20 protein-coding genes, 1 pseudogene and 1 riboswitch are annotated in these 19,708 nt (G+C 41.0%); of the genes and pseudogenes, 7 read left to right on the top strand and 14 right to left on the bottom strand.

The genetic code is table 11. The features are described 5' to 3' along the window. Positions 1-167: 167 nt before the first annotated feature. From yugI to AC623_RS15505, 7 genes and pseudogenes are all read right to left on the bottom strand, one after another. Entirely contained in the window at positions 168-530 is a 363-nt protein-coding gene (yugI, locus tag AC623_RS15480; RefSeq protein WP_049663944.1) for a S1 domain-containing post-transcriptional regulator GSP13, read from the bottom strand. A gap of 502 nt (positions 531-1,032) precedes the next feature. Then, complete coding sequence (locus AC623_RS15485; RefSeq protein WP_049663946.1) at positions 1,033-2,640, bottom strand: FMN-binding glutamate synthase family protein; 1,608 nt, start codon at positions 2,638-2,640, stop codon at positions 1,033-1,035. Between the two features lie 26 nt (positions 2,641-2,666). Then, positions 2,667-3,299 carry an NAD(P)H-binding protein gene (locus AC623_RS15490; RefSeq protein ID WP_049663947.1) on the bottom strand — a complete coding sequence of 211 codons (633 nt, stop codon included), beginning with the start codon at positions 3,297-3,299 and terminating at the stop codon, positions 2,667-2,669. A gap of 108 nt (positions 3,300-3,407) precedes the next feature. Continuing rightward, entirely contained in the window at positions 3,408-4,574 is a 1,167-nt protein-coding gene (locus AC623_RS15495) for an aminotransferase (protein WP_049663949.1), read from the bottom strand. Then, positions 4,574-5,074 (bottom strand): Lrp/AsnC family transcriptional regulator, encoded by a 501-nt coding sequence (locus AC623_RS15500; protein WP_049663950.1) that lies wholly within the window; start codon positions 5,072-5,074, stop codon positions 4,574-4,576. Before AC623_RS15500 ends, AC623_RS15495 begins: the two co-directional genes overlap by 1 nt. A gap of 129 nt (positions 5,075-5,203) precedes the next feature. Then, positions 5,204-5,585: pseudogene (locus AC623_RS21185) on the bottom strand (amino acid permease); the annotation flags it as partial. Between the two features lie 76 nt (positions 5,586-5,661). Then, the gene (locus AC623_RS15505; RefSeq protein ID WP_049663952.1) at positions 5,662-5,925 is read right to left on the bottom strand and encodes a DUF1871 family protein; all 264 of its coding nucleotides are present in this window, start codon (positions 5,923-5,925) and stop codon (positions 5,662-5,664) included. Positions 5,926-6,022: 97 nt separating this feature from the next. Here AC623_RS15505 and AC623_RS15510 point away from each other — a divergent pair, with 97 nt between their 5' ends. Then, positions 6,023-7,198: a MalY/PatB family protein gene (locus tag AC623_RS15510; protein ID WP_049663955.1), complete on the top strand. Its 1,176-nt coding sequence runs from the start codon at positions 6,023-6,025 to the stop codon at positions 7,196-7,198. A gap of 59 nt (positions 7,199-7,257) precedes the next feature. Here the strand turns inward: AC623_RS15510 and queE are convergent, their stop codons facing one another. From queE to AC623_RS15535, 5 genes are all read right to left on the bottom strand, one after another. Continuing rightward, positions 7,258-7,980 (bottom strand): 7-carboxy-7-deazaguanine synthase QueE, encoded by a 723-nt coding sequence (gene queE, locus AC623_RS15515; protein WP_049663957.1) that lies wholly within the window; start codon positions 7,978-7,980, stop codon positions 7,258-7,260. Continuing rightward, positions 7,977-8,414 carry a 6-carboxytetrahydropterin synthase gene (locus AC623_RS15520; RefSeq protein WP_049663959.1) on the bottom strand — a complete coding sequence of 146 codons (438 nt, stop codon included), beginning with the start codon at positions 8,412-8,414 and terminating at the stop codon, positions 7,977-7,979. Before AC623_RS15520 ends, queE begins: the two co-directional genes overlap by 4 nt. Continuing rightward, on the bottom strand, positions 8,411-9,073 hold the full coding sequence (gene queC / locus AC623_RS15525; RefSeq protein WP_049663961.1) for a 7-cyano-7-deazaguanine synthase QueC: 663 nt from the start codon (positions 9,071-9,073) through the stop codon (positions 8,411-8,413). Before queC ends, AC623_RS15520 begins: the two co-directional genes overlap by 4 nt. 217 nt (positions 9,074-9,290) lie before the next feature. After that, positions 9,291-9,334, bottom strand: a riboswitch (PreQ1 riboswitch). Between the two features lie 79 nt (positions 9,335-9,413). After that, positions 9,414-9,602: a hypothetical protein gene (locus tag AC623_RS15530; protein WP_049663964.1), complete on the bottom strand. Its 189-nt coding sequence runs from the start codon at positions 9,600-9,602 to the stop codon at positions 9,414-9,416. A gap of 157 nt (positions 9,603-9,759) precedes the next feature. Beyond that, complete coding sequence (locus tag AC623_RS15535; RefSeq protein ID WP_049666696.1) at positions 9,760-10,350, bottom strand: peptidylprolyl isomerase; 591 nt, start codon at positions 10,348-10,350, stop codon at positions 9,760-9,762. 268 nt (positions 10,351-10,618) lie between these two features. Between AC623_RS15535 and AC623_RS15540 the strand changes: the two genes are divergently transcribed. Beyond that, entirely contained in the window at positions 10,619-11,011 is a 393-nt protein-coding gene (locus AC623_RS15540; RefSeq protein ID WP_049666698.1) for a kinase-associated lipoprotein B, read from the top strand. Here the strand turns inward: AC623_RS15540 and kapD are convergent. Continuing rightward, positions 11,008-11,622, bottom strand: coding sequence for a 3'-5' exonuclease KapD (gene kapD, locus AC623_RS15545; RefSeq protein WP_269429923.1), 615 nt, complete (start codon positions 11,620-11,622; stop codon positions 11,008-11,010). The two genes, AC623_RS15540 and kapD, sit on opposite strands and share 4 nt — an antisense overlap. Positions 11,623-12,066: 444 nt before the next feature. Here kapD and AC623_RS15550 point away from each other — a divergent pair, with 444 nt between their 5' ends. Beyond that, positions 12,067-13,917, top strand: coding sequence for a transglycosylase domain-containing protein (locus AC623_RS15550; protein WP_049663968.1), 1,851 nt, complete (start codon positions 12,067-12,069; stop codon positions 13,915-13,917). Between the two features lie 207 nt (positions 13,918-14,124). Here AC623_RS15550 and AC623_RS15555 read toward each other — a convergent pair whose 3' ends face one another. Then, entirely contained in the window at positions 14,125-14,682 is a 558-nt protein-coding gene (locus AC623_RS15555) for a DUF5366 family protein (protein ID WP_049663970.1), read from the bottom strand. 375 nt (positions 14,683-15,057) lie between these two features. On the opposite strand from AC623_RS15555, the gene AC623_RS15560 reads away from it, so the two are divergent. The 4 genes from AC623_RS15560 to AC623_RS15575 are packed head-to-tail and all read left to right on the top strand — an operon-like array spanning position 15,058 to position 19,702. Further along, positions 15,058-17,475, top strand: coding sequence for a Na+/H+ antiporter subunit A (locus AC623_RS15560; RefSeq protein ID WP_049663975.1), 2,418 nt, complete (start codon positions 15,058-15,060; stop codon positions 17,473-17,475). Then, complete coding sequence (locus AC623_RS15565) at positions 17,465-17,887, top strand: Na(+)/H(+) antiporter subunit B (RefSeq protein ID WP_049663977.1); 423 nt, start codon at positions 17,465-17,467, stop codon at positions 17,885-17,887. The genes AC623_RS15560 and AC623_RS15565 overlap by 11 nt, the downstream gene beginning before the upstream one ends. Continuing rightward, positions 17,887-18,228, top strand: coding sequence for a Na(+)/H(+) antiporter subunit C (locus AC623_RS15570; protein ID WP_041094411.1), 342 nt, complete (start codon positions 17,887-17,889; stop codon positions 18,226-18,228). Before AC623_RS15565 ends, AC623_RS15570 begins: the two co-directional genes overlap by 1 nt. After that, a complete protein-coding gene (locus AC623_RS15575) occupies positions 18,221-19,702 on the top strand; it encodes a Na+/H+ antiporter subunit D (RefSeq protein ID WP_049666702.1) in 1,482 nt (493 codons plus the stop codon). The genes AC623_RS15570 and AC623_RS15575 overlap by 8 nt, the downstream gene beginning before the upstream one ends. The last annotated feature ends 6 nt before the right edge of the window (positions 19,703-19,708 follow it).

Genomic DNA, 19,708 nt, shown 5'->3' on the forward strand with positions numbered 1-19,708 from the left:
CTTCTACAGCCCCCTTTAATATTTTTCTAAATATTTTAAATTCATTATACATGGTTCGCAGTTTTTATCTATATTTATTTCTATAAGCACTAAAAAAAGCATGAGTAAATCATCACTCATGCTTTTCAATCTTTACTGTTGTCTCAATTGATACTTATTTTGTTGCGTTACTTGCCTTCTCCAGATTGAGCAATCCATTCCTGCAGCTTGTCTTTTAACGTGTTGAATCCTTCACTATTTTCATCAATCTTTAAACGACGGACTGGCTGTACAGCAGACGGCTTTGCCTCTTCTGTCGCTCGAATGGATAAGCTGATTTTCCCCTCATCTGTGTTAACGGACATTACCTTTACCTTTACTTCTTCGCCCACTTGAAGGTAATCATGAATGTCCTTTACAAACCCATGAGTAATTTCTGAAATATGGACAAGTCCTTGCGTACCGTTATCCAGCGCAACAAACGCTCCGTAAGGCTGGATTCCCGTTACCTTTCCTGTGATAATCTGTCCTTGTTCGATCTGATTTCCCATCCAAACACTCCTAAATATTAATTTCATTATCTACGCATCGTAAAATTATAACATATTCCATCATAAATTTCTAAGCATAGCCACTTTCCCCGTTCACTTGCGTGGCGGCCAACTGGATTTTTTTAAAATTATTTTAACAAAAGGAGAATAATTTATAGATAAATAGGGAATGATTAAAATGAGCAACATTCCCTATTCTCCCCTTAACTAGAGAAGGCAGCTAAAAATAGCTGCCTTCTTTCGTTTGTGTACAAATGGTTATCTTTCCTATTTATCATTAGTCTCTGTTATGGTTTGTTGTTGATTTTCACTGCAGGCGGACGCTTTCCGCTACAATCAACTATATTAAAAAACAACATTTAATTGAGCTTATCTTAAGAAAAGAGCAGCTTGTTCAGCTGCTCTAAGAGTCTATTTTCTATCATTAAATTATTGTGTTTTAAAAATAAATAAAAGAGACAAGTTGTCCTCTATGAAAACTGCCACTTTATTCACTTTCTTATTAAGCTTCCTTCTTTCGTTGCGCTCGTTCTGCCGCCATAATAATATCCTCAAGCGGCACAAGGCGGCCCAGTTCGTCTTTGTAAACAACATGCTTTCGCTGGAACTTAGTTGGAGAGTCAATTCCAGCGGCGGCCGCTAAATTGTATAATCCTTCTCGAAGTGATACTACATAATTACACACACGATAGTACTTTTCTTCGATAACCAATCCGTCTTGCAGCTTTTCATCAGTCGTAGCTACACCGACCGGGCACGTATTGTTATGACATACCTGAGCCATAATACAGCCGACACTAATCATAAACCCGCGTGCGATATTCACAAGGTCCGCTCCTAAAGCAAGTGCGATCGCTATTTTGTCAGGAGTAATCAGTTTGCCTGAAGCAATCACCTTTACCCTGTCACGAACACCATACCTTTTCAACATCTCATCTAGAACAGGCAAGGCCGACATGATTGGCAGCCCTACAGTGTCAGCGAGTTCTTGGAAAGTAGCCCCAGTTCCTCCTTCACCGCCATCAACCGTAATAAAGTCTGGACCTTTTCCGCTTTCCTTCATATAGGAAATCATATTTTCAAGGGCATCCAGATCTCCCACAACAATCTTAATACCGACCGGCTTGCCGCCAACAGAACGCAGCTGCTCAATGAAATCAAACATAGTTGGAACATCATCAAATTCATAGAAACGATTCGGACTGTTAATCGTTTTTCCCGGTTCCACGAGACGAATGGCAGCGATCTTTTCGGTTACTTTTTCACCCTCAACATGCCCGCCTCTCGTTTTTGCTCCTTGTGCCAGTTTTAATTCAAATGCTCTTACATTTTCAATCTCGCTCTTCTTTTTAAATTCTTCCCATGAAAATTCACCACTCGGTTTACGCACACCAAATAAGTCTGGGCCGATCTGCATAATAATATCTGGGTGGCCTTCAAGATGATATTCAGATAGGCCTCCTTCTCCGGTATTCATCCACGTACCTCCTGCCAGCCCTAGCCCTTTGGACAATGCTGTAATAGCTCTTTCACCGAGCGCCCCAAAGCTCATGCCCGATTGACCAACTAGCCCTTTTACCTTGAATGGGTGACGACATCTGTTCTCGCCGAGAATGACAGCATCCTCTTCTCTTAAATAGTATGGATCAATTAATCGTTCCTCACTGTGCTCTTTGCGAGTAAATAAATTATCAGAATCTACTTTATACACACGTGTTTTTATTTTTTCCGTATTATCTACTTTCATTTCTTCTCGTTGCTTCGGGAATAATGTATTCCGTATGTAAAACCCGTCTTCAGTAAAGTCACGCTTTGAACCAAATCCAACTAGCCGTTCTTTATATTTACCGGCTTTTACGATGTCCTGATATTCTTTTCTTGAGAAGGGCTTAGCTTCATTGTCACCCTCAAATAAATATTGCCGCAATTCAGGACCAATGTGTTCAGTAAAGTATCGGACTTTTCCAATGACGGGAAAGTTACGTAAAATCGCATGTTGTTTTTGTCTATCGTCTTTAATGTAAATATAGATAAAAAAGCCGATAGGAATAACAATAAATAATAGAATAAACACAATAAGGGCCGTAATGAGCACTGACGTTAAGTTCATAGAAATCCTCCTTTATTCTCCACTTTTCATCCAAGAGCTTGGACGGCTTCGTCAATAGCCATGTCCCCACTAGCCACTTCAAATACTTGATTAAGAGCGGTCTCACTTTCAAGCACAGCAACTAATAGAGCAGCAACATCTTCTCGAGGAATCGTTTGATCTCCTTCTGTGATGGAATCCGCAATAGCTACCTTCCCCCTGCCAGGTTCATCTGTCATGCGAGCTGGCCGAACGATTGTATGAACAATGGCTTCTTCTTTAATCCATTCATCTGGTTTGTCTTTTGCTCCAATCATCTCATCACTGCTTGTCGGACCTTCTCCCACCCGCACGGCACTCATCATAATAAATCGTTTAACGCCGTTTTGCTGTGCAGCTTGGACGGCATCTAGAACCGCCTGATGGTCTACTAGGACTGTCTTACCCGCTCCTGTATTAGGACTAGAATCAGAAATGAAAATGACAGCATCACATTCTGAAAAAGCAGCAGTAAAATCTTCTCGGCCATTCGCCTCGACTTTTGAAGCGCCCAGCTTTTTCATGTCATGTACTTTATTTTCTTCGTTGATCACAGCAATTGATTGATGGCCTCTTTCCATTAAGTTTCGAATAACGAACTGACCAACCTGGCTGTCTGCCCCGATTACAATCACATTCATCTATGTCCCTCCTTTTTTGCATTATGGTTTCTTTTCCACTACCTTCTTTCTTTGAAACCTATAGCAGTAAGCGTCAACACAAAAAAAGAAGACAGCTAAGCTGCCTTCTCATCTATTATTGATAAAACAATTAATCCTTCTTACCGCTTCTTGCAGCTGCTCCATTGAAGAAGCATAGGAGCAGCGAATAAACCCTTCTCCGCTGTTTCCAAAGACCGATCCTGGAACAACCGCTACTTTTTGTTCCTTCAATAACTCTTCCGCAAATTGCTCTGATGTTAAACCGGTGCTCCGAATAGAAGGAAATACATAGAACGCTCCTCCCGGTGTGTGGCAATCAAGCCCCATGTCGTTAAAAGATTGCACGATATAATTGCGCCGGCGCCGATAGTCTTTTTTCATCTCCTCAACATCTTTCATTCCTGTTTTTAACGCTTCAAGCGCAGCATATTGTGCAGGAGTAGAAGCACACATCATTGCGTATTGATGAATTTTCAACATAGCGGCTGCCAGTTCAGATGGCGCGCAAATAAATCCAAGTCTCCATCCCGTCATGGCAAAGCCTTTTGAGAAACCGTTAATTAAAATAGTCCGTTCTCTCATGCCTTCCAAGCTTGCAATGGACGTGTGAGGAATATCGTAAGCAAGCTCCGCATAAATCTCATCAGCAATTACCAGCAAATCATACTTCTTCACAATCGCAGCAATCTCTTCTAAATCCTTTTTATCCAGTTGAGCTCCTGTTGGATTGTTAGGTGAGCAAAGCAACAGGGCTTTCGTTTTTGAAGTAATAGCCTGTTCAAGCGCTGCTGCCTGTAATTTAAATTGCTGGTCACTCGTTGTTTCTACAGTAACGCTCTTTCCCCCCGCCAATTCAACAAGTGGTGCATAGGAAACAAAACAAGGTTCTACAATCACGACTTCATCACCAGGATCAAGAATAGCTCGCAGCGCTAAATCCAACGCTTGGCTGGCACCTACCGTAAGAATAATTTCTTCTTTTGGCTGATAAGAAACGTGAAACCGGTTTTTCATATAACCTGATACTTCTTCTCGTAATTCTAATAGACCGGCATTGGCCGTATAAGATGTTAGGCCGCGCTCAAGTGATAAAATGGCCGCTTCACGTGCAGACCATGAAGTAACAAAGTCAGGTTCTCCTACTCCGAGTGAGATAACCCCTTCCATTCCGGCAGCCAAATCAAAAAATTTACGGATACCAGATGGCCGCATTGACTCTACTGACTTAGCGATATAGCTTTTCGTTCCTAACATTACGGAGACACCACGATTCTATTATCAATTTGCTTTTCTTCAAAGATTCTGCCGTCGTGCTTATATTTTTTCAACTGAAAATGGGTCGTTGTCGATACAACCTCTTCCAGTACAGATAGTTTCTCAGAAACAAATCTAGCTATTTCATTCATAGATTTCCCTTCAACGGTAACAGACAAATCATAAGCTCCTGACATTAAGTACACAGAACTTACTTCTTTAAAACGATAGATTCTTTCCGCTGTCTCATGAAAGCCGACTCCACGTTTCGGTGTTACCTTCACATCGATCATCGCAGTTACTCGCTGATCGTCATCAACTTTAGACCAATCAACAAGAGCTGTATAGTGAACGAGAACTTTCGCCTCTTCTAATTTTTTGATCATCGCTTGTACAGCTTCTTCACTTTTTCCTATCATTTTACTAATATCAGATGCTGTCAAACGGGCATCTTTTTCGAGAATTTCTAGTATCTCTCGTTCGTCATTGTTTATTTTCACAACAATTCCTCCAAATTTTCATCGAATGACACAATTATATCAAATTCACCTACGATAACACGACCCCTTTTTCATATTTTTTGCACAAAAAAAAGAACAACGCAGTTCCTGCGTTGCCCTTTTTTTATTTTAATTATGCTTTTCCTCATCAGCAAGATCAAACTCACACTCATAAAGAGGAACGACTTTTGTTTTCTTAATAAATTTATAGCCAAGCCATAAGAGAAGAAAAGCGGAATACCCATATAGGCTGCTACCACACTTCCCCAGTCAATCTTATCAGCAAGAAACGCCTGGAAGTTTTGGGCTAGAATGACGATTAAGCCGATTACGATCGCAAAGGACCAAATGGATACCATTTTGTTTGGTATGGCAGCTCATCAAGCGAATGCCCTTGCGCCAAAAATGCTTTACGGAAACGATAATGGCTGACAGAAATGCCAAGCCAGAAAATAAAACCAGTGATACCAATGGAGTTTATTAACCATACGTACACGATGCCATCCCCAAAGAGAAAAGGAACGTTTATCAACAGCCTGTAATTTTGCTCCATTTGTTTTATCGTCCAAAAGTTAAATCTTTTTATGTCATAATCCACAAGATAAATTATTTTTTATTTGAAGCAGCCTCTCTGCCACTTCCAAGCAACTCGTTAATGAAAGCGGCTGCTCAAAAGAGAATTCATAAATCTCTTGGATTTTCCGGGCTAATACCTGCTTATTATCAAATTGATGCACGGCTTGGATCGCATCAGCTGTTTCTGTGTCGTAAAAATCGCCTCCTTCTTTGAATGGGTCCAATTCACGGAGAATGCGGTCAAATGCTCTATTCTTTTCAATATCTTTGTTCATACTTTTATGCCTCCTTAAGTAAAAGAACAAAATACTGCCCTTTTTTCTTAAAATAATTTAACATGATTATATATTACTTGTCAGGATGGTGAAGATTATGAGTAGATTTGATCGAGTGATTAACCGCACAGGAACGAACGCGGTGAAGTGGGACAACATAAAAGCTGTGTTTGGTGTAGAAGACGCTTTGCCAATGTGGGTCGCAGATATGGATTTCGAAGCGCCCGATGCCGTAAAAGAAGCTGTTATCAAGCAAGCCGAACATGGCATCTATGGTTATACAGTCATCCCCGATTCTACAAGAGAAGCCATTAAGAACTGGATGGCTGAGCGGCATAATTGGCAAATTGAAACAAACTGGCTGCTATTCCACCACGGTGTTGTGCCGTCTCTTGGCACAGCTATAGAAGCATTCACCGATTTAGGAGACTCTGTTTTACTGCAATCACCGGTTTATACACCTTTTTTCGATATGATTGAGCGCAACGGCCGGCTCGTCGTGAACAGTGAACTCGTCTTGCGAAATGATCGCTATGAAATCGACTTTGCCGATTTAGAAGAAAAGTTATCTCGTAAGGAAGTAAAGCTCTTTTTACTGTGCAGCCCTCACAATCCTGGCGGCCGTGTCTGGACGAAAGAAGAGCTGACAATCATTGCGGAGCTTTGCCAAAAACACAATGTTCTCATTGTTTCCGATGAAATACATAGTGACTTAACAGCTGAACCTCATAAGCATATACCGATCGCTTCTATTCAGGAGCAATTTCAGTCTACCGTCGTGACATGCATCGCACCAAGCAAGACATTCAATTTAGCAGGTCTTCAATCCTCAGCTATGATTGTGCCTAATCGGGAATTACGCGCTAAGCTTCAGAAAGTGCTAGCGAAGCAAGGGTTCTTTACCTTAAATATGATGGGAATTGCGGCGATGGAAGCAGCCTACCGTGAAGGCGGCCCTTGGCTTGATGAAGTCATTAATTATATCCGTGGCAATGCTCGGCTCGTAAAAGAATTTATCGATCGTGAGCTGCCAGAGTTAACAGCCATTGAACCAGAGGGAAGTTATTTAGTCTGGATCGATTGCCGCAAGCTTGGGCTCAGCGACGAAGAGTTAATGAAGAAGCTGCTGTTAAAAGGAAAACTCGCTCTTGGCCAAGGCTCTAAATACCGGAGCGGCGGAGAAGGATTTGTACGCATGAATGTTGCCTGTCCACGATCACTCGTAGAAGATGGGCTCCAAAGATTAAAAACATCCCTTTCCGAAACTGATTAAAAAATAGTTATCAACAGCCTAAAAAGAGATGCCAACGGACCGGCATCTCTTTTTTTATCCTATACTCCTTGCTTGTTCCCCCACACAAAGGTGTGAAGCTGTGGTAAAACCCGAACATCCTTCCAATCAGAATCAGGCATAACTTTATTGATTAGCCACTCATATCTGCTAACAAGATAAGATAACAGGTTCGCCGGATTTTGTTCTTGCAGTTTATCATTTCCTACTTGTAGAAAGAAGGTTAAATCTGGATAAAGCTGATGGACTTTTTTAGCAAATGCCAAATCTTGATCATTAAAGATGACGATCTTCAGGCTGACAGCTTTTTCTTGCTTTGTTAAACGTTCAACAATGAGGGATAATTGTTCAAAGTCCGTTTCCATTCCAGAGCTTGGCGGTTTTGGTGAGATGGTTAATTCATCGATTTTGTAAAACCAATCCTGCCAGCGGCTTCCTTGTGTTTCAAGTGCCGTTTTAATTCCTTTTTCGATTAGCTTAGCAAGCAAATCATCTATTTGCGGAAGCAGGGCCGGATTGCCACCAGAAATTGTAACATGGTCAAATGTGTCCCCGCCTATTTTGATCAGCTCTTCCCAAATTTCTTCGGCTGTTAACAATTGAATTCGCTCTTTTGCTGAACCATCCCAAGTAAAGGCGGAATCGCACCAGGCACAGCGGTAATCACAGCCGGCTGTCCGGACAAACATCGTTTTGCGCCCAATCACGGCTCCTTCACCTTGTACAGTTGGTCCGAATATTTCTAATACCGGAATCTTTTTCATTGGAAATCCTCTTTTTGCGGCCGAAACACCACGTAGCTCGTCGGTGTTTCTCTCAAAAACACCTGAATGCACAACGGCTTATTCGGCAATTTATTGAGCGATTCCTGGATCACTTCCCAAAATTTCCGTGCCACTACTTCTGTTGTCGGAAAATCATTAGGATCCATTTCATTAAATAGGGAATCTTCATTTAAAATAGTATGATCAAAACGTTTATGGATTAAGTTTTTTATATCCTGAAAGTTTACTAAAAAGCCGGACTCATTTAGATCATTGCCGACAACGGTCACATTCGCAAAGTACGTATGGCCATGCAGGCGGCGGCAGGCCCCAGCTGCTTCATGAGGCACATAATGAGCCGCAGCAAACTGAAAATCCTTATTTAATTCATAGCGGTAAGAGTGCATAGGTACCGGATAAATTTGCTGTATCATTTTGATCCCGCCTCCCTTTTCGCTACATATTTATTTAATCCATTTTGACGAAGCTTGCATGCTGGACACTCCCCGCAGCCGCTCCCCTTTATGCCATTATAGCAAGTTAGTGTACGTTCCCTTACATAATCAAACGCACCAAGCTCATCGGCTAACTCCCATGTTTCTGCTTTATCTAGCCACATAAGCGGAGTATGAATGACGAATGAATAATCCATGGATAAGTTTAACGTTACATTCAATGATTTAATGAAGACGTCACGGCAATCGGGATAGCCGCTAAAGTCAGTTTCACACACACCCGTTATAATATGGCGGGCATCGTATTGCTTGGCAAGCACCGCAGCAAAAGATAAGAACAATAAGTTGCGCCCTTCTACAAACGTAGAAGGCGGCTCGCCGTCTTTTTCTGTAATGTCTATATCTGTCCGTGTCAGCGCATTAGGAGCAAGTTGGTTCAATAATGACATATCTAAAATGTGATGCGGTATATTTAAATCTTTAGCAATGTCAGCTGCACATTCCAGCTCTAGGCGATGGCGCTGTCCATAATCAAACGTGACAGCAATCACTTCGTCAAAACGCTCTTTAGCCCAAAACAAACAAGTTGTACTGTCCTGACCTCCACTAAAGACAACTACTGCTTTTTCTTTGCTCATCCTTTATCTTCCTTCCTTCTTTTCATTTGGCGCTGTTATATTGGGCGATTGATTTACAATACAGGCGGACGCTTTCCGTTGCAATCAACTATTGAAAAAACAATCTCTACCTTTAACAGAACCTTTTCTCTAAAAGAAGAAAGAGATTCAAGAACTGTGACTCTAAAATACCTTTATTTTAGGCAATAGAAAAAAACCGTCTAGACGTAGACAGGCTTCTCTCATAGTTTTTTATAGAGGGAGTTCGCGAACCTCTCCTGCCTAAAGCAGAATTCTTTCTTTTATTCTTGTACACTATAACACAAATTAGCCAATCTGAAAAATACAGCGCAGCCGTTTGTTATTTTTTCATGTCGCTGTACTTTTTATTGACTTTCTCTTCCTCTCGTTTAGAGATTTTTCTAAAGTACATAAAGACAGCTACAGCAGCTGCCGTGAAAATGCCCATTGAAATAACGGCGGGAATATACTCTGTCTTATCTTCAGGGAAATACAAAAAAAACATCCCCATTATAAATGATTGCAGCACGATTCCGTCTCCTTTCGCTGCCTAAACAGCAAATTCTTCAATCAAGTGCCTTCTTCTATTATATCAAGTTCTCTTTCCCAAACCAACTATCCACAAAAAACAAGACGAATTGATCTTCATCAATTCGTCTTGCACGTTCAGGCTTCTAGCGCCTTATTTATTCGATTACAGTAATCTTTTCAATGATGACGTCTTCTTTCGGCTTGTCCTGTGCACCCGTTGGCACACTAGCAATGGCGTCCACTACATCCATACCTTCTATTACTTGTCCAAACACCGTATGACGGAAATCAAGCCAAGGAGTACCTCCGTTTTTCATGTAGAAATCCGTAACATCTTGAGGGTATCCTGCTTTTTCCATCTGTTCTTTAAAACCAGGATCCATCTTGCTGTTTTGCACGATGAAAAATTGGCTGCCATTCGTATTAGGTCCAGCGTTCGCCATAGAGAGCGCTCCGCGGAAGTTAAACAATTGCTGAGAAAATTCATCTTCAAAAGATTGGCCGTAGATGCTTTCTCCGCCCGTTCCTGTTCCTTTCGGGTCTCCTCCCTGAATCATAAAATCAGGAATAACCCGGTGGAAAATCAAGCCATCATAATAGCCGTTTTTACTATGAGTGACGAAATTTTCAACCGTTTTGGGCGCCTGCTCAGGGAACAATTTAATTTTAATTGTTCCTTTACTTGTTTTCATTTCAACAAGCTGCTCATTCTCTGCTACTTCTGTTGTAAATTGTGGATAGTTCATTTTCCTATCTCCTTCCTGTTCTTTCCCTTTCTCTGCTGCTGGCTTTGATAATTCTGGCAACTCTTTCTTAGGCTCCGACTCTTTACCACAGCCAGTAAGCAAGAAGAGGGCTGTTACGAATAGAATGCAAAATAAACGATACATCCTCTCACCTCTGCCTTTTCTACTTTAACTGATTGATAAAAAAAAATCACCTGCTGGCACCTAATATTTCTTTCACAGATTGATTCTGGTAAAGTGGAGAGAGCAGAGGAGGTAGAAGATTGTGATTAAAACGGGAGAAATCGTGACAGCTTTTTATAAAACAGGAAAGTATATCGGGGAAGTTAGCGGCGTTCATCCGGACGGCTACACAGTGAAAATATTAGCCGTGCTGCGTCACCCCGCTCAAGGAGATCTTCATCATCCTAAACAGGTGGATGTACCATTTTTTCACGAGAGAAAAGCGCTTGCCTACACAGAAAGAGCTAACATTCCAGCAGCAACTGTCAAGCATTATGAGGGAAGCATTCCTGATTATAATGAGTCTCTAAAAGAAGCGGTTGCCGCACTTCAACACAGATTGGAACAAGAAGAAAGTGACTTCTCTAGAAAAAGCCTTGAAGCGCTGCAAGCAATTAAAAGAGAGTACGAACTCATGTACAATTTGTCATGGTCTTAGGCCATGCGATTAAGTAACTTAGAAAAGTCAACGAGGTCGCCGATCGTCGGCGGCTTTGATTTTTTCATATATTCTTTGTCTTTCTCAACGAGGTTATAAATATGATAAGTAGTCAGAGCATCATCAAGAGCCCGATGATGTTTGCCCGTTCCTTCTTTCCCATACTCCTGCACCGCTTTCCACAGCCCTGTCTGGTTACGATCACCGAAGAAGGTTTTATACTCCATCGATAAATCAATAAATTGGCCTTTGAGCGGAAATGCCAGTCCAGCCTCTTCACAGTTCCTTCTCAACACCTTCATATCCATATTGCCCCAGGTAACAACCGTTTGGTTCTCTTTCTGGCTTAGTTCCGCGAATAAACAGACTAGTTCCGGAAAAGCTAATCCTTCATCTACTTGTTTTTGCTCTATCTTTAAAAAACGCTTACATCTTTCAGTTAACTTTGGAAAGGCAGAAGGCTTCACATAGGAAGAAAAAGTGTGAACGATATTCTCTCCCTCAGCAACCACTATACCCGCTTCAATAATTTCAGGATAAAATCCTCGTGCTGTTAACTTAGCATCCGGCATAGAAAACTCAAAATCAATGAAAAAGATTCTCTTACTCACAGAAACCTCCTCCTTTAACCAAAATAAGCTGTCCTTGATTTATTCTATTATAATCCTTAGCTGATCATGATGTATATAACAGCTTGTTTCTCATTCTAAAAACCCCGCTGCCTTTTAAAAAATATACAAGACCTATTTACTTACTTTCCCGTCATTGTGAAAATTCCTGCAAGAAAAACATAAAATCAACATAATAAATGAATAAAAAGAGAAAATTTCTAAATTGGAGTCTTGCTGGCAAATTCCGATAGAGACACTTTCTTAACCTTCTTTTTAATGTATCTATTTTTTTACCCAACCACCAAAGCTTCTCGTATTTTCCTATTTTTCTCTTGATAGCCTCTTTCTAAATTGCCAGCTTTCGATTATGATGATGAAAGGATTATTTTTTTACTTGTTTTTCCACAAGAATAACAAATTAGAATGAAGAAGGCGGTTTACGGAATGAGGACAGTTTTTGGTTATATGTTAATAGTTTTACTCCTCCCGGTAGCTGTGTTTTTATTTTACGTTGCAAACGCAGAAGCACATAAAGTTAGGAGCTTTGATGAAGTAGTCGATGACAAGATTGTCATTAAAGACGTCCATCTTTCCCAGGCAAGTACGATTGTTGATAAAGATGGCAACCCTTATTTGGAGATTCATCAGCCTTACCGGATTATAGCAGACGGTAAAAATATTCCTCCTTTTTTAAAAGAGTTATTTTTGCAGTCTGAGGATAAGCACTTTTATGAACACTCCGGCATTAATGCGGCAGCTGTTATGCGCGCCATGCTCGTGAATGCTAAAGCCGATGGAATTGAACAGGGGGCAAGTACGATCACACAGCAGCTTGCTCGTAACGTATATTTGAATCATGATCGGACGCTTGTCCGGAAAGTTTCAGAAATATTGTATGCCTATGAGCTTGAGAAAAGGCTGAATAAAGACGAAATTTTAAACCTTTATCTAAATGCTATTTATTTTAATCATCAAGTATATGGTGTAGAAGCTGCTTCGCAGTTTTATTTCCAGAAACACGTGAATGAACTAACAAAAGCACAGCTTGCTTTTATTGCGGCTATTCCGAACAACCCATCACTATATGATCCGATCCAGCATTTCAACAATACAAAAAAGCGCCAGGAACGATTAATTGACATGATGAAGCGGGAAGAATTCATCACAGCATCCGAAGCAGAAGCAATCAAAAAGGAACCCATCAAACTCCAAGTGAGGGATCGAATCGATAAATATGCCAGCTATTCAACTTATGTAGAGGACGAATTAACACAATTAGTTGCTAAAACAGAAGGCTTTGATCAACAGTTAAAAAATGCTAAAGGCGATGAAAAAGCAGTGATTGAGCATAAGCTGAAGGATCGCGTTGAAAAAGTACGATCATCAGGCATTATTGTTTACACCTCTTTAGATCCTGCTTTACAGCAAAAAGCTGAAAATGCCGTTAACTCTGTACTTAGCGGCTCATCCGTACAGGCATCAGCGGCTGTTATTCAAAATAATTCCCGAAATATCGTGGCTCTTGTCGGTGGAAGAAACTTCGACCGCACGCAATTTAACCGAAGCTTTCAAGGATTCCGGCAGCCTGGTTCGACCATTAAGCCACTACTTGATTATGCGCCATACATTGATACTACCCAGGCTAGCATTGATAGCCTAGTCAGCGCGGACAAATATTGCGTTGGCAGTTGGTGTCCAAAAAACTACAGTGGAAAAGAGTATGGAATGGTTACATTAAAAACAGCTTTAGCCAATTCATATAACACAGCCGCTTTGCGTTTGTTCGTAAAAACAGGGAATGAGAAAGCCTATTCTTATTTAGAAAAGTTTGATTTTGAAAGAATGACTGAGGAAGATCGAAATTCATACGGCAAAGCACTTGGCGGTTTTAAACATGGCATGACGACGCTCGAAATGGCAGGAGCCTATACCTCTTTTATTGATGGCACATTCAAAAAGCCTCATGCGATCCAAAAGGTAACAGACCGCCAAGGCAACTTACTTTATGAGTGGAAAGATGAGCCGCAGACAGTCTGGTCGAAAGCAACGACTTATAAAATGCGTGCTCTATTAGCAGGTGTTATCCAAAACGGGACCGCTAAAAAGGCTAACCCTGGCAAAGCGTATTCTGGTGGTAAAACTGGGACCACAAACAGCACAAAAGACCTTTGGTTCTCTGGCCTAACAGATCAGTACACGGCAAGTGTCTGGGTAGGAAAGGACTTGCCAGAGAGCATACGTTACTTAGAAAGCTACGCACCAAATCAATTAATCTGGCGTAACATTATGCGCTAACACTAACAAATGAAAACAGCTGCAGGGCTTGGATCCTGCAGCTGTTTTTTATTTTCTTAAAAAAGCTATTTTCCCTTTATTCAGCGGCGGCCTTTTCTTTGTTCTCATTCGCCGTTGTCCATCGCTCCCACTTTTTTCTTCACGCTTCCCCACTATTTTTGTCTCACTTTTTGATATTACCCACAAAAAAAACCGCCAAAGCGGTTTTTAAAGCGGCAAGCTGCCGAGCAATCCGTTGTAGACTTTCATTCCGAGTAATGCAAGTGCAACTCCTAAAGCTGACCATGAGACAATTTGGAAAGTAATAATTCCTATTAAATTAGCTATAGAAAGCGCTGGACTTGTTTTGTACACGAAAAAAACGAGATAGCCAGCTGCTGTTAATAGAAAGATAGCCAAAATCCCAATTATTGAAGAGAAGCTAATTAAGGAAAGCAGCCCACCGACAAAAAAGATGATAGAGCCGTTACGAACAGCTTTTAGCAGCTCCCCTTCAGTGTCTTTGGAAAAAAACAAAAGAGACAGCTCGTTTACCGTATTAGCGATCACTTTTAAGCCAGCAAGTATAAAGAAGAAGAGAATCATTAATGAAAGAGTGATCACTAAATTGACTTCTGTCTCTGTGAACAGCTCTAGCATTTCATTATACAAACCTACTTTCTTAAATAACGAGATAATAAGTTCTTGGACAAATAAAGCGAACGACAAACTAAATAATAAAATAGCTATAAGAGGTAAATAACCAGTTAGATAAGTATTCTTCATAAACAATATACGCTCCTGTTCCGTTCAATCCATTTTATTATGCAAGAGCCAGCAAACAAAGACAAGTTCTTTTTTAATAATTTTTGGAAGCGACAAACATTTTTTGGCAAGAAAGTTACGGGCAAGAAGTATGATAAAAAATTTTTTAATAAGCCATTATGCCACGTTCCTACATATTTATTATTATTGACCGACTTTTCAGCAAGTTTCCCTTTTAGACAATGCATGAAGTAATTTTTTACGTTATAATGCACTAGGAGGTCAAAATTTGCGCAAGCAACGGTCGGCTTAGCTTGAAAAAGGAATGGTTGCCTGCAAACATTTGTCCTTCTTTTATACACATTTACAGATTTAATTTATGAGGGGGGGATTTTTTTGTCTTTACTGCATTTGGCCATCTTTTCTCCTTTTTTAATGGCTATTTTAGTTCCTTTCTTTTATAAAGGACTGCGAAGCATACATACAGGCTGGTTTGTTCTGATCTTGCCAATTTTGCTTTTCACTTATTTTATCGGGTTTCTTCCAGTTACTCGTCATAATCAAGCAGTGGAAAAATCATTTGATTGGATTCCATCATTGGGTATCCGCTTTACTGCCTATGTAGATGGATTAGGCCTATTATTTGCTTTACTCATTACAGGGATTGGCTCACTCGTCGTGCTTTATTCCATCTTTTATTTATCAAAGGAAAAGGAAAGTCTTCACAATTTTTACGTTTATTTATTGTTATTTATGGGCGCCATGCTTGGTGTTGTGCTGTCAGATAACCTCATTACGTTATATATGTTTTGGGAACTGACATCTATTTCTTCTTTCCTATTGATTGCTTACTGGTATGACCGCGAACGTTCTCGTTATGGAGCGCTTAAATCGATGCTCTTAACTGTATTCGGCGGCCTTTCCATGCTTGGGGGTATTTTATTGCTTTCTATCATGGGTGATACCTTTAGCATACGCGAACTCGTCTCGCAAGCCGGTGAATTAAATGGCCATCCGCTCTTCTTGTTTGCGCTGATCCTCATTCTATTGGGAGCCTTTACAAAATCAGCTCAGTTTCCATTTTACATATGGCTTCCTGATGCGATGGAAGCGCCTACTCCTGTTAGTGCCTATTTGCACTCTGCCACCATGGTCAAAGCCGGAATTTACTTAGTTGCTCGTTTAAGCCCTATTTTTGCTTTTTCAAGCTACTGGTTTTGGATTGTTGGTGCGATTGGTATTTTCACCATGTTCTGGGGCTCATTTAATGCAGTCAAGCAAACAGACTTAAAAGGAATTCTTGCTTTTTCTACCGTTAGCCAGCTCGGGTTAATTATGTCACTTTTAGGCGCTGGAGCTGCCGCTTTACACTTTGATTCATTAAATGACAACATTTACATTGCGGCGATTGTTGCTGCCGTCTTCCATTTAATCAATCATGCTACATTTAAAGGCAGTTTGTTCATGGTTGTGGGCATTGTCGATCATGAAACCGGTACACGGGATATCCGGAAGCTAGGCGGGTTGCTCAGCTTTATGCCGATTACCTTCACAATCGCTGTGATTGGAGCCTTCTCCATGGCAGGTCTTCCTCCATTTAATGGGTTTCTAAGTAAAGAAATGTTTTTTACCGGCATGATTCAGCTTCTTGACTTAGATATTCTCAATTTGCGAACATGGGGACTGTTATTTCCTGTACTCGCTTGGGTCGGCAGTATCTTTACGTTCATTTACAGCATGATGTTTGTATTTAAGACATTTTCCGGGAAATATCAGCCGGAGAAACTCGAAAAAAAGCCGCACGAGGCGCCTATTGGCATGCTGATCTCACCCATCATCCTCGCTGCACTCGTTATCTTGTTCGGGCTGTTTCCAAATTTATTATCCTATACTCTCATTCAACCAGCCGCTGCTGCTATCGTTCCTTCGTTAGTCGCGCCTGGTGAACAGCTGCCGGTCCATATTTCTCACTGGCATGGGGTTACACCTGAACTCATGATGACGATTGGCGTTGTGGCTGTCGGTATCTTAATGTACGTAACGTTAAGCAAATGGATTAAGCTATATACACTGTTTCCTGGAAAAGTAACACTAAATGCCCTGTATGATACGAGCTTATATGCAGCTGAGCGTGGTTCGTATACACTCACGAAAGCGTATATGAACGGCTTTATCCGTACCTATCTCGTTTACATTTTCGTTTTCTTTATCGGTATCCTTGGATTCACAATGTGGACGCAAAATGCTTTGACGCTTGATAAGAGCAACTTAGCTCCTATCGGTGTGTATGAGATTGTATTGGTGATCATTATTGCTGCCGGTATCTTTACTATTTTGTTTGCTAAATCTCGGTTAACTTCCATCATTGCCTTAGGAGCAGTTGGCTACACGGTGTCCCTCTTCTTCGTTATTTTCCGGGCACCAGACCTAGCCCTAACGCAATTAGTCATTGAAACAGTATCTGTCGCTTTATTCTTGCTTTGTTTTTATCATTTACCGAAGCTTAACCGCCACGAGGAACGCATGGGCTTTAAACTCGGTAATGTTATTATTTCTGTTGGAGTTGGGGCTGTTATCACGTTAATGTCCATCTCCTCTCATAGCAATAAAATGTTTGACTCGATCGCTAATTACTATATCGCTAACACATATAAAGAAGCCGCAGGTAAAAATATGGTCAACGTTATCCTTGTTGATTTCCGTGGATTCGATACATTGTTCGAGATCAGCGTACTAGCAATCGCCGGCCTTGGAATTTTTGGCCTCATTAAGCTGCGGTTAGCGAAGAAAGGAGAAGAAGCCGATGAAAACTAATGATGTGATTTTACAAACAACGAGCAAAGTTGTGTTTTTCATCATTATTCTCTTTGCTATCCACCTATTCTTCGCTGGGCATTACCATCCCGGCGGCGGGTTTGTTGGCGGGTTAATGACGTCGGGGGCGATCGTCCTTCTTCTTCTCGCCTTTGATATTAAGACAGTAGCGAAAGGTTTTCCGATTGATTATAAAATCTTAATCGGCATTGGTTTGCTATTTGCCATCGGCACAGCAGCCGGTTCGCTTATTTTTAATGTTCCTTTTTTCACCCATGTGTTTGGCGATGTTTATTTGCCGCTTTTCGGAGAAACTTCTCTCCATACTGCTATGCTATTTGATTTAGGGGTTTACTTAGTTGTCATTGGTGTGACCATGACCATTATTCAAACGATAGGAGAGAGTGAATAATGGAAATTTTAATGTCAATCGTAATCGGTGCTCTCTTTGCCAGCTCAGTCTACTTAATGCTTTCTAAAAGCTTGCTGCGCATCATTATCGGCACCGGGCTGTTAAGCCATGGCGCCCATTTGTTAATTATTACAATGGGCGGATTAAAAAGAGGCGCTGCTCCTCTTCTCGGTGAAAAGGCAGCCTCTTATGTAGATCCACTGCCACAGGCGTTGATCTTAACAGCCATCGTTATCAGCTTTGGGGTTACAGCCTTGTTCCTCGTTTTGGCCTATAGAGCCTATCAGGAGCTTGGTACCGATAATATGGATGAAATGAGAGGTAATGAAGCAAATGATTAACTTGTTAGTTTTGCCGCTGCTTATTCCTCTCCTAACTGCTGCTTTGTTGATTTTTTTAGCTAAATCACTTAAAGCTCAGAGAATACTTTCGGTCATTTCTGCTATTGGTACATTAACTGCTTCTATTATTTTATTGCTTACCGTTAAAAAGAATGGAATTCAAACAGTCAACGTTGGTAGTTGGGACGCGCCATTTGGGATTACACTTGTTTCCGATACCTTATCTGCCCTGCTCGTGACAACGTCTTCTCTGATTACACTGTGTGTAATTCTATATTCCATCCGCTCGATCGGTACGGCGCGTGAACGATTTTATTACTATCCCGTCGTTCAATTTTTATTGGTTGGCGTAAACGGAGCTTTTACGACAGGTGATATTTTCAACTTGTTCGTCTTTTTTGAAGTCATGCTCATGTCTTCTTATGTATTGATTGTGATTGGCGGCACAAAAATCCAGTTGCGTGAATCTATTAAATATATTTTAGTGAATGTTATTTCGTCTGCTCTTTTCGTTATTGCTGTCGCTATGTTGTACTCTGTCGTTGGCTCTTTGAACATGGCAGATATTTCTCAGCGTATCGCCGAAATTGGCCATTTGCCGATCCTGACTGTGATCGCGGTGTTATTCCTAATCGTATTTGGATTAAAAGGGGCCATCTTCCCGCTTTACTTTTGGCTTCCAGGTTCCTATTATGCACCGCCAGTACCGATACTCGCTTTATTCGGTTCCTTGCTTACAAAAGTGGGGGTATACTCCATTTTACGCAGCTATTCCCTGTTCTTCTATCATGATCAGGCTTTTACACATGAGCTACTCGGAATCCTAGCCATTATTACAATCATCGTCGGCTGTATCGGCGCTATCGCTTACTGGGACGTAAAAAAGATTGTGATTTACAACATTATTATTGCAGTCGGCGTGCTCGTATTCGGGATTTCTGTTGCTACTGAAGAAACTTATAAAGGAACTGTCTTTTACACGATTCATGATATGATTGTGAAAGCGGCCCTATTCTTATTAATTGGAGTCATGATTAAAATTACTGGGACAAGTGATTTACGAAAAATGGGCGGGTTGATGAAGAAATACCCACTGCTTGGCTGGACGTTTCTCGTTGCTTCTTTCGCACTTGCCGGTATTCCGCCGCTCAGCGGATTTGTTGGAAAGCTGTTAATCGTACGCGGAGGACTGGCGGAAGGAGAATATGTAGGTTCCTTAGTTGTTCTCTTATCCAGTCTGGTCGTTCTTTATTCTGTTATTAAGATCTTCATGAATGGGTTTTGGAGAGCGCCAAAAGACTATCCGGGTGAAGAAAATCAGCCTGTGATGTCTTTATGGGTGCCAGGAGCCATTCTCGTGCTTGCATCGGCATTTTACGGTGTAGGAGCTGAATTGATGTACCCGATTATTTCTCAAGCCACTGATGCACTCGTACATCCGGCAATCTATATTGATGCAGTGTTAAAGGAGTAATGTCTT

It is taken from the genome of Bacillus sp. FJAT-27231 (genome assembly GCF_001183975.1).
Lineage (GTDB): Bacteria > Bacillota > Bacilli > Bacillales > Domibacillaceae > Pseudobacillus > Pseudobacillus wudalianchiensis.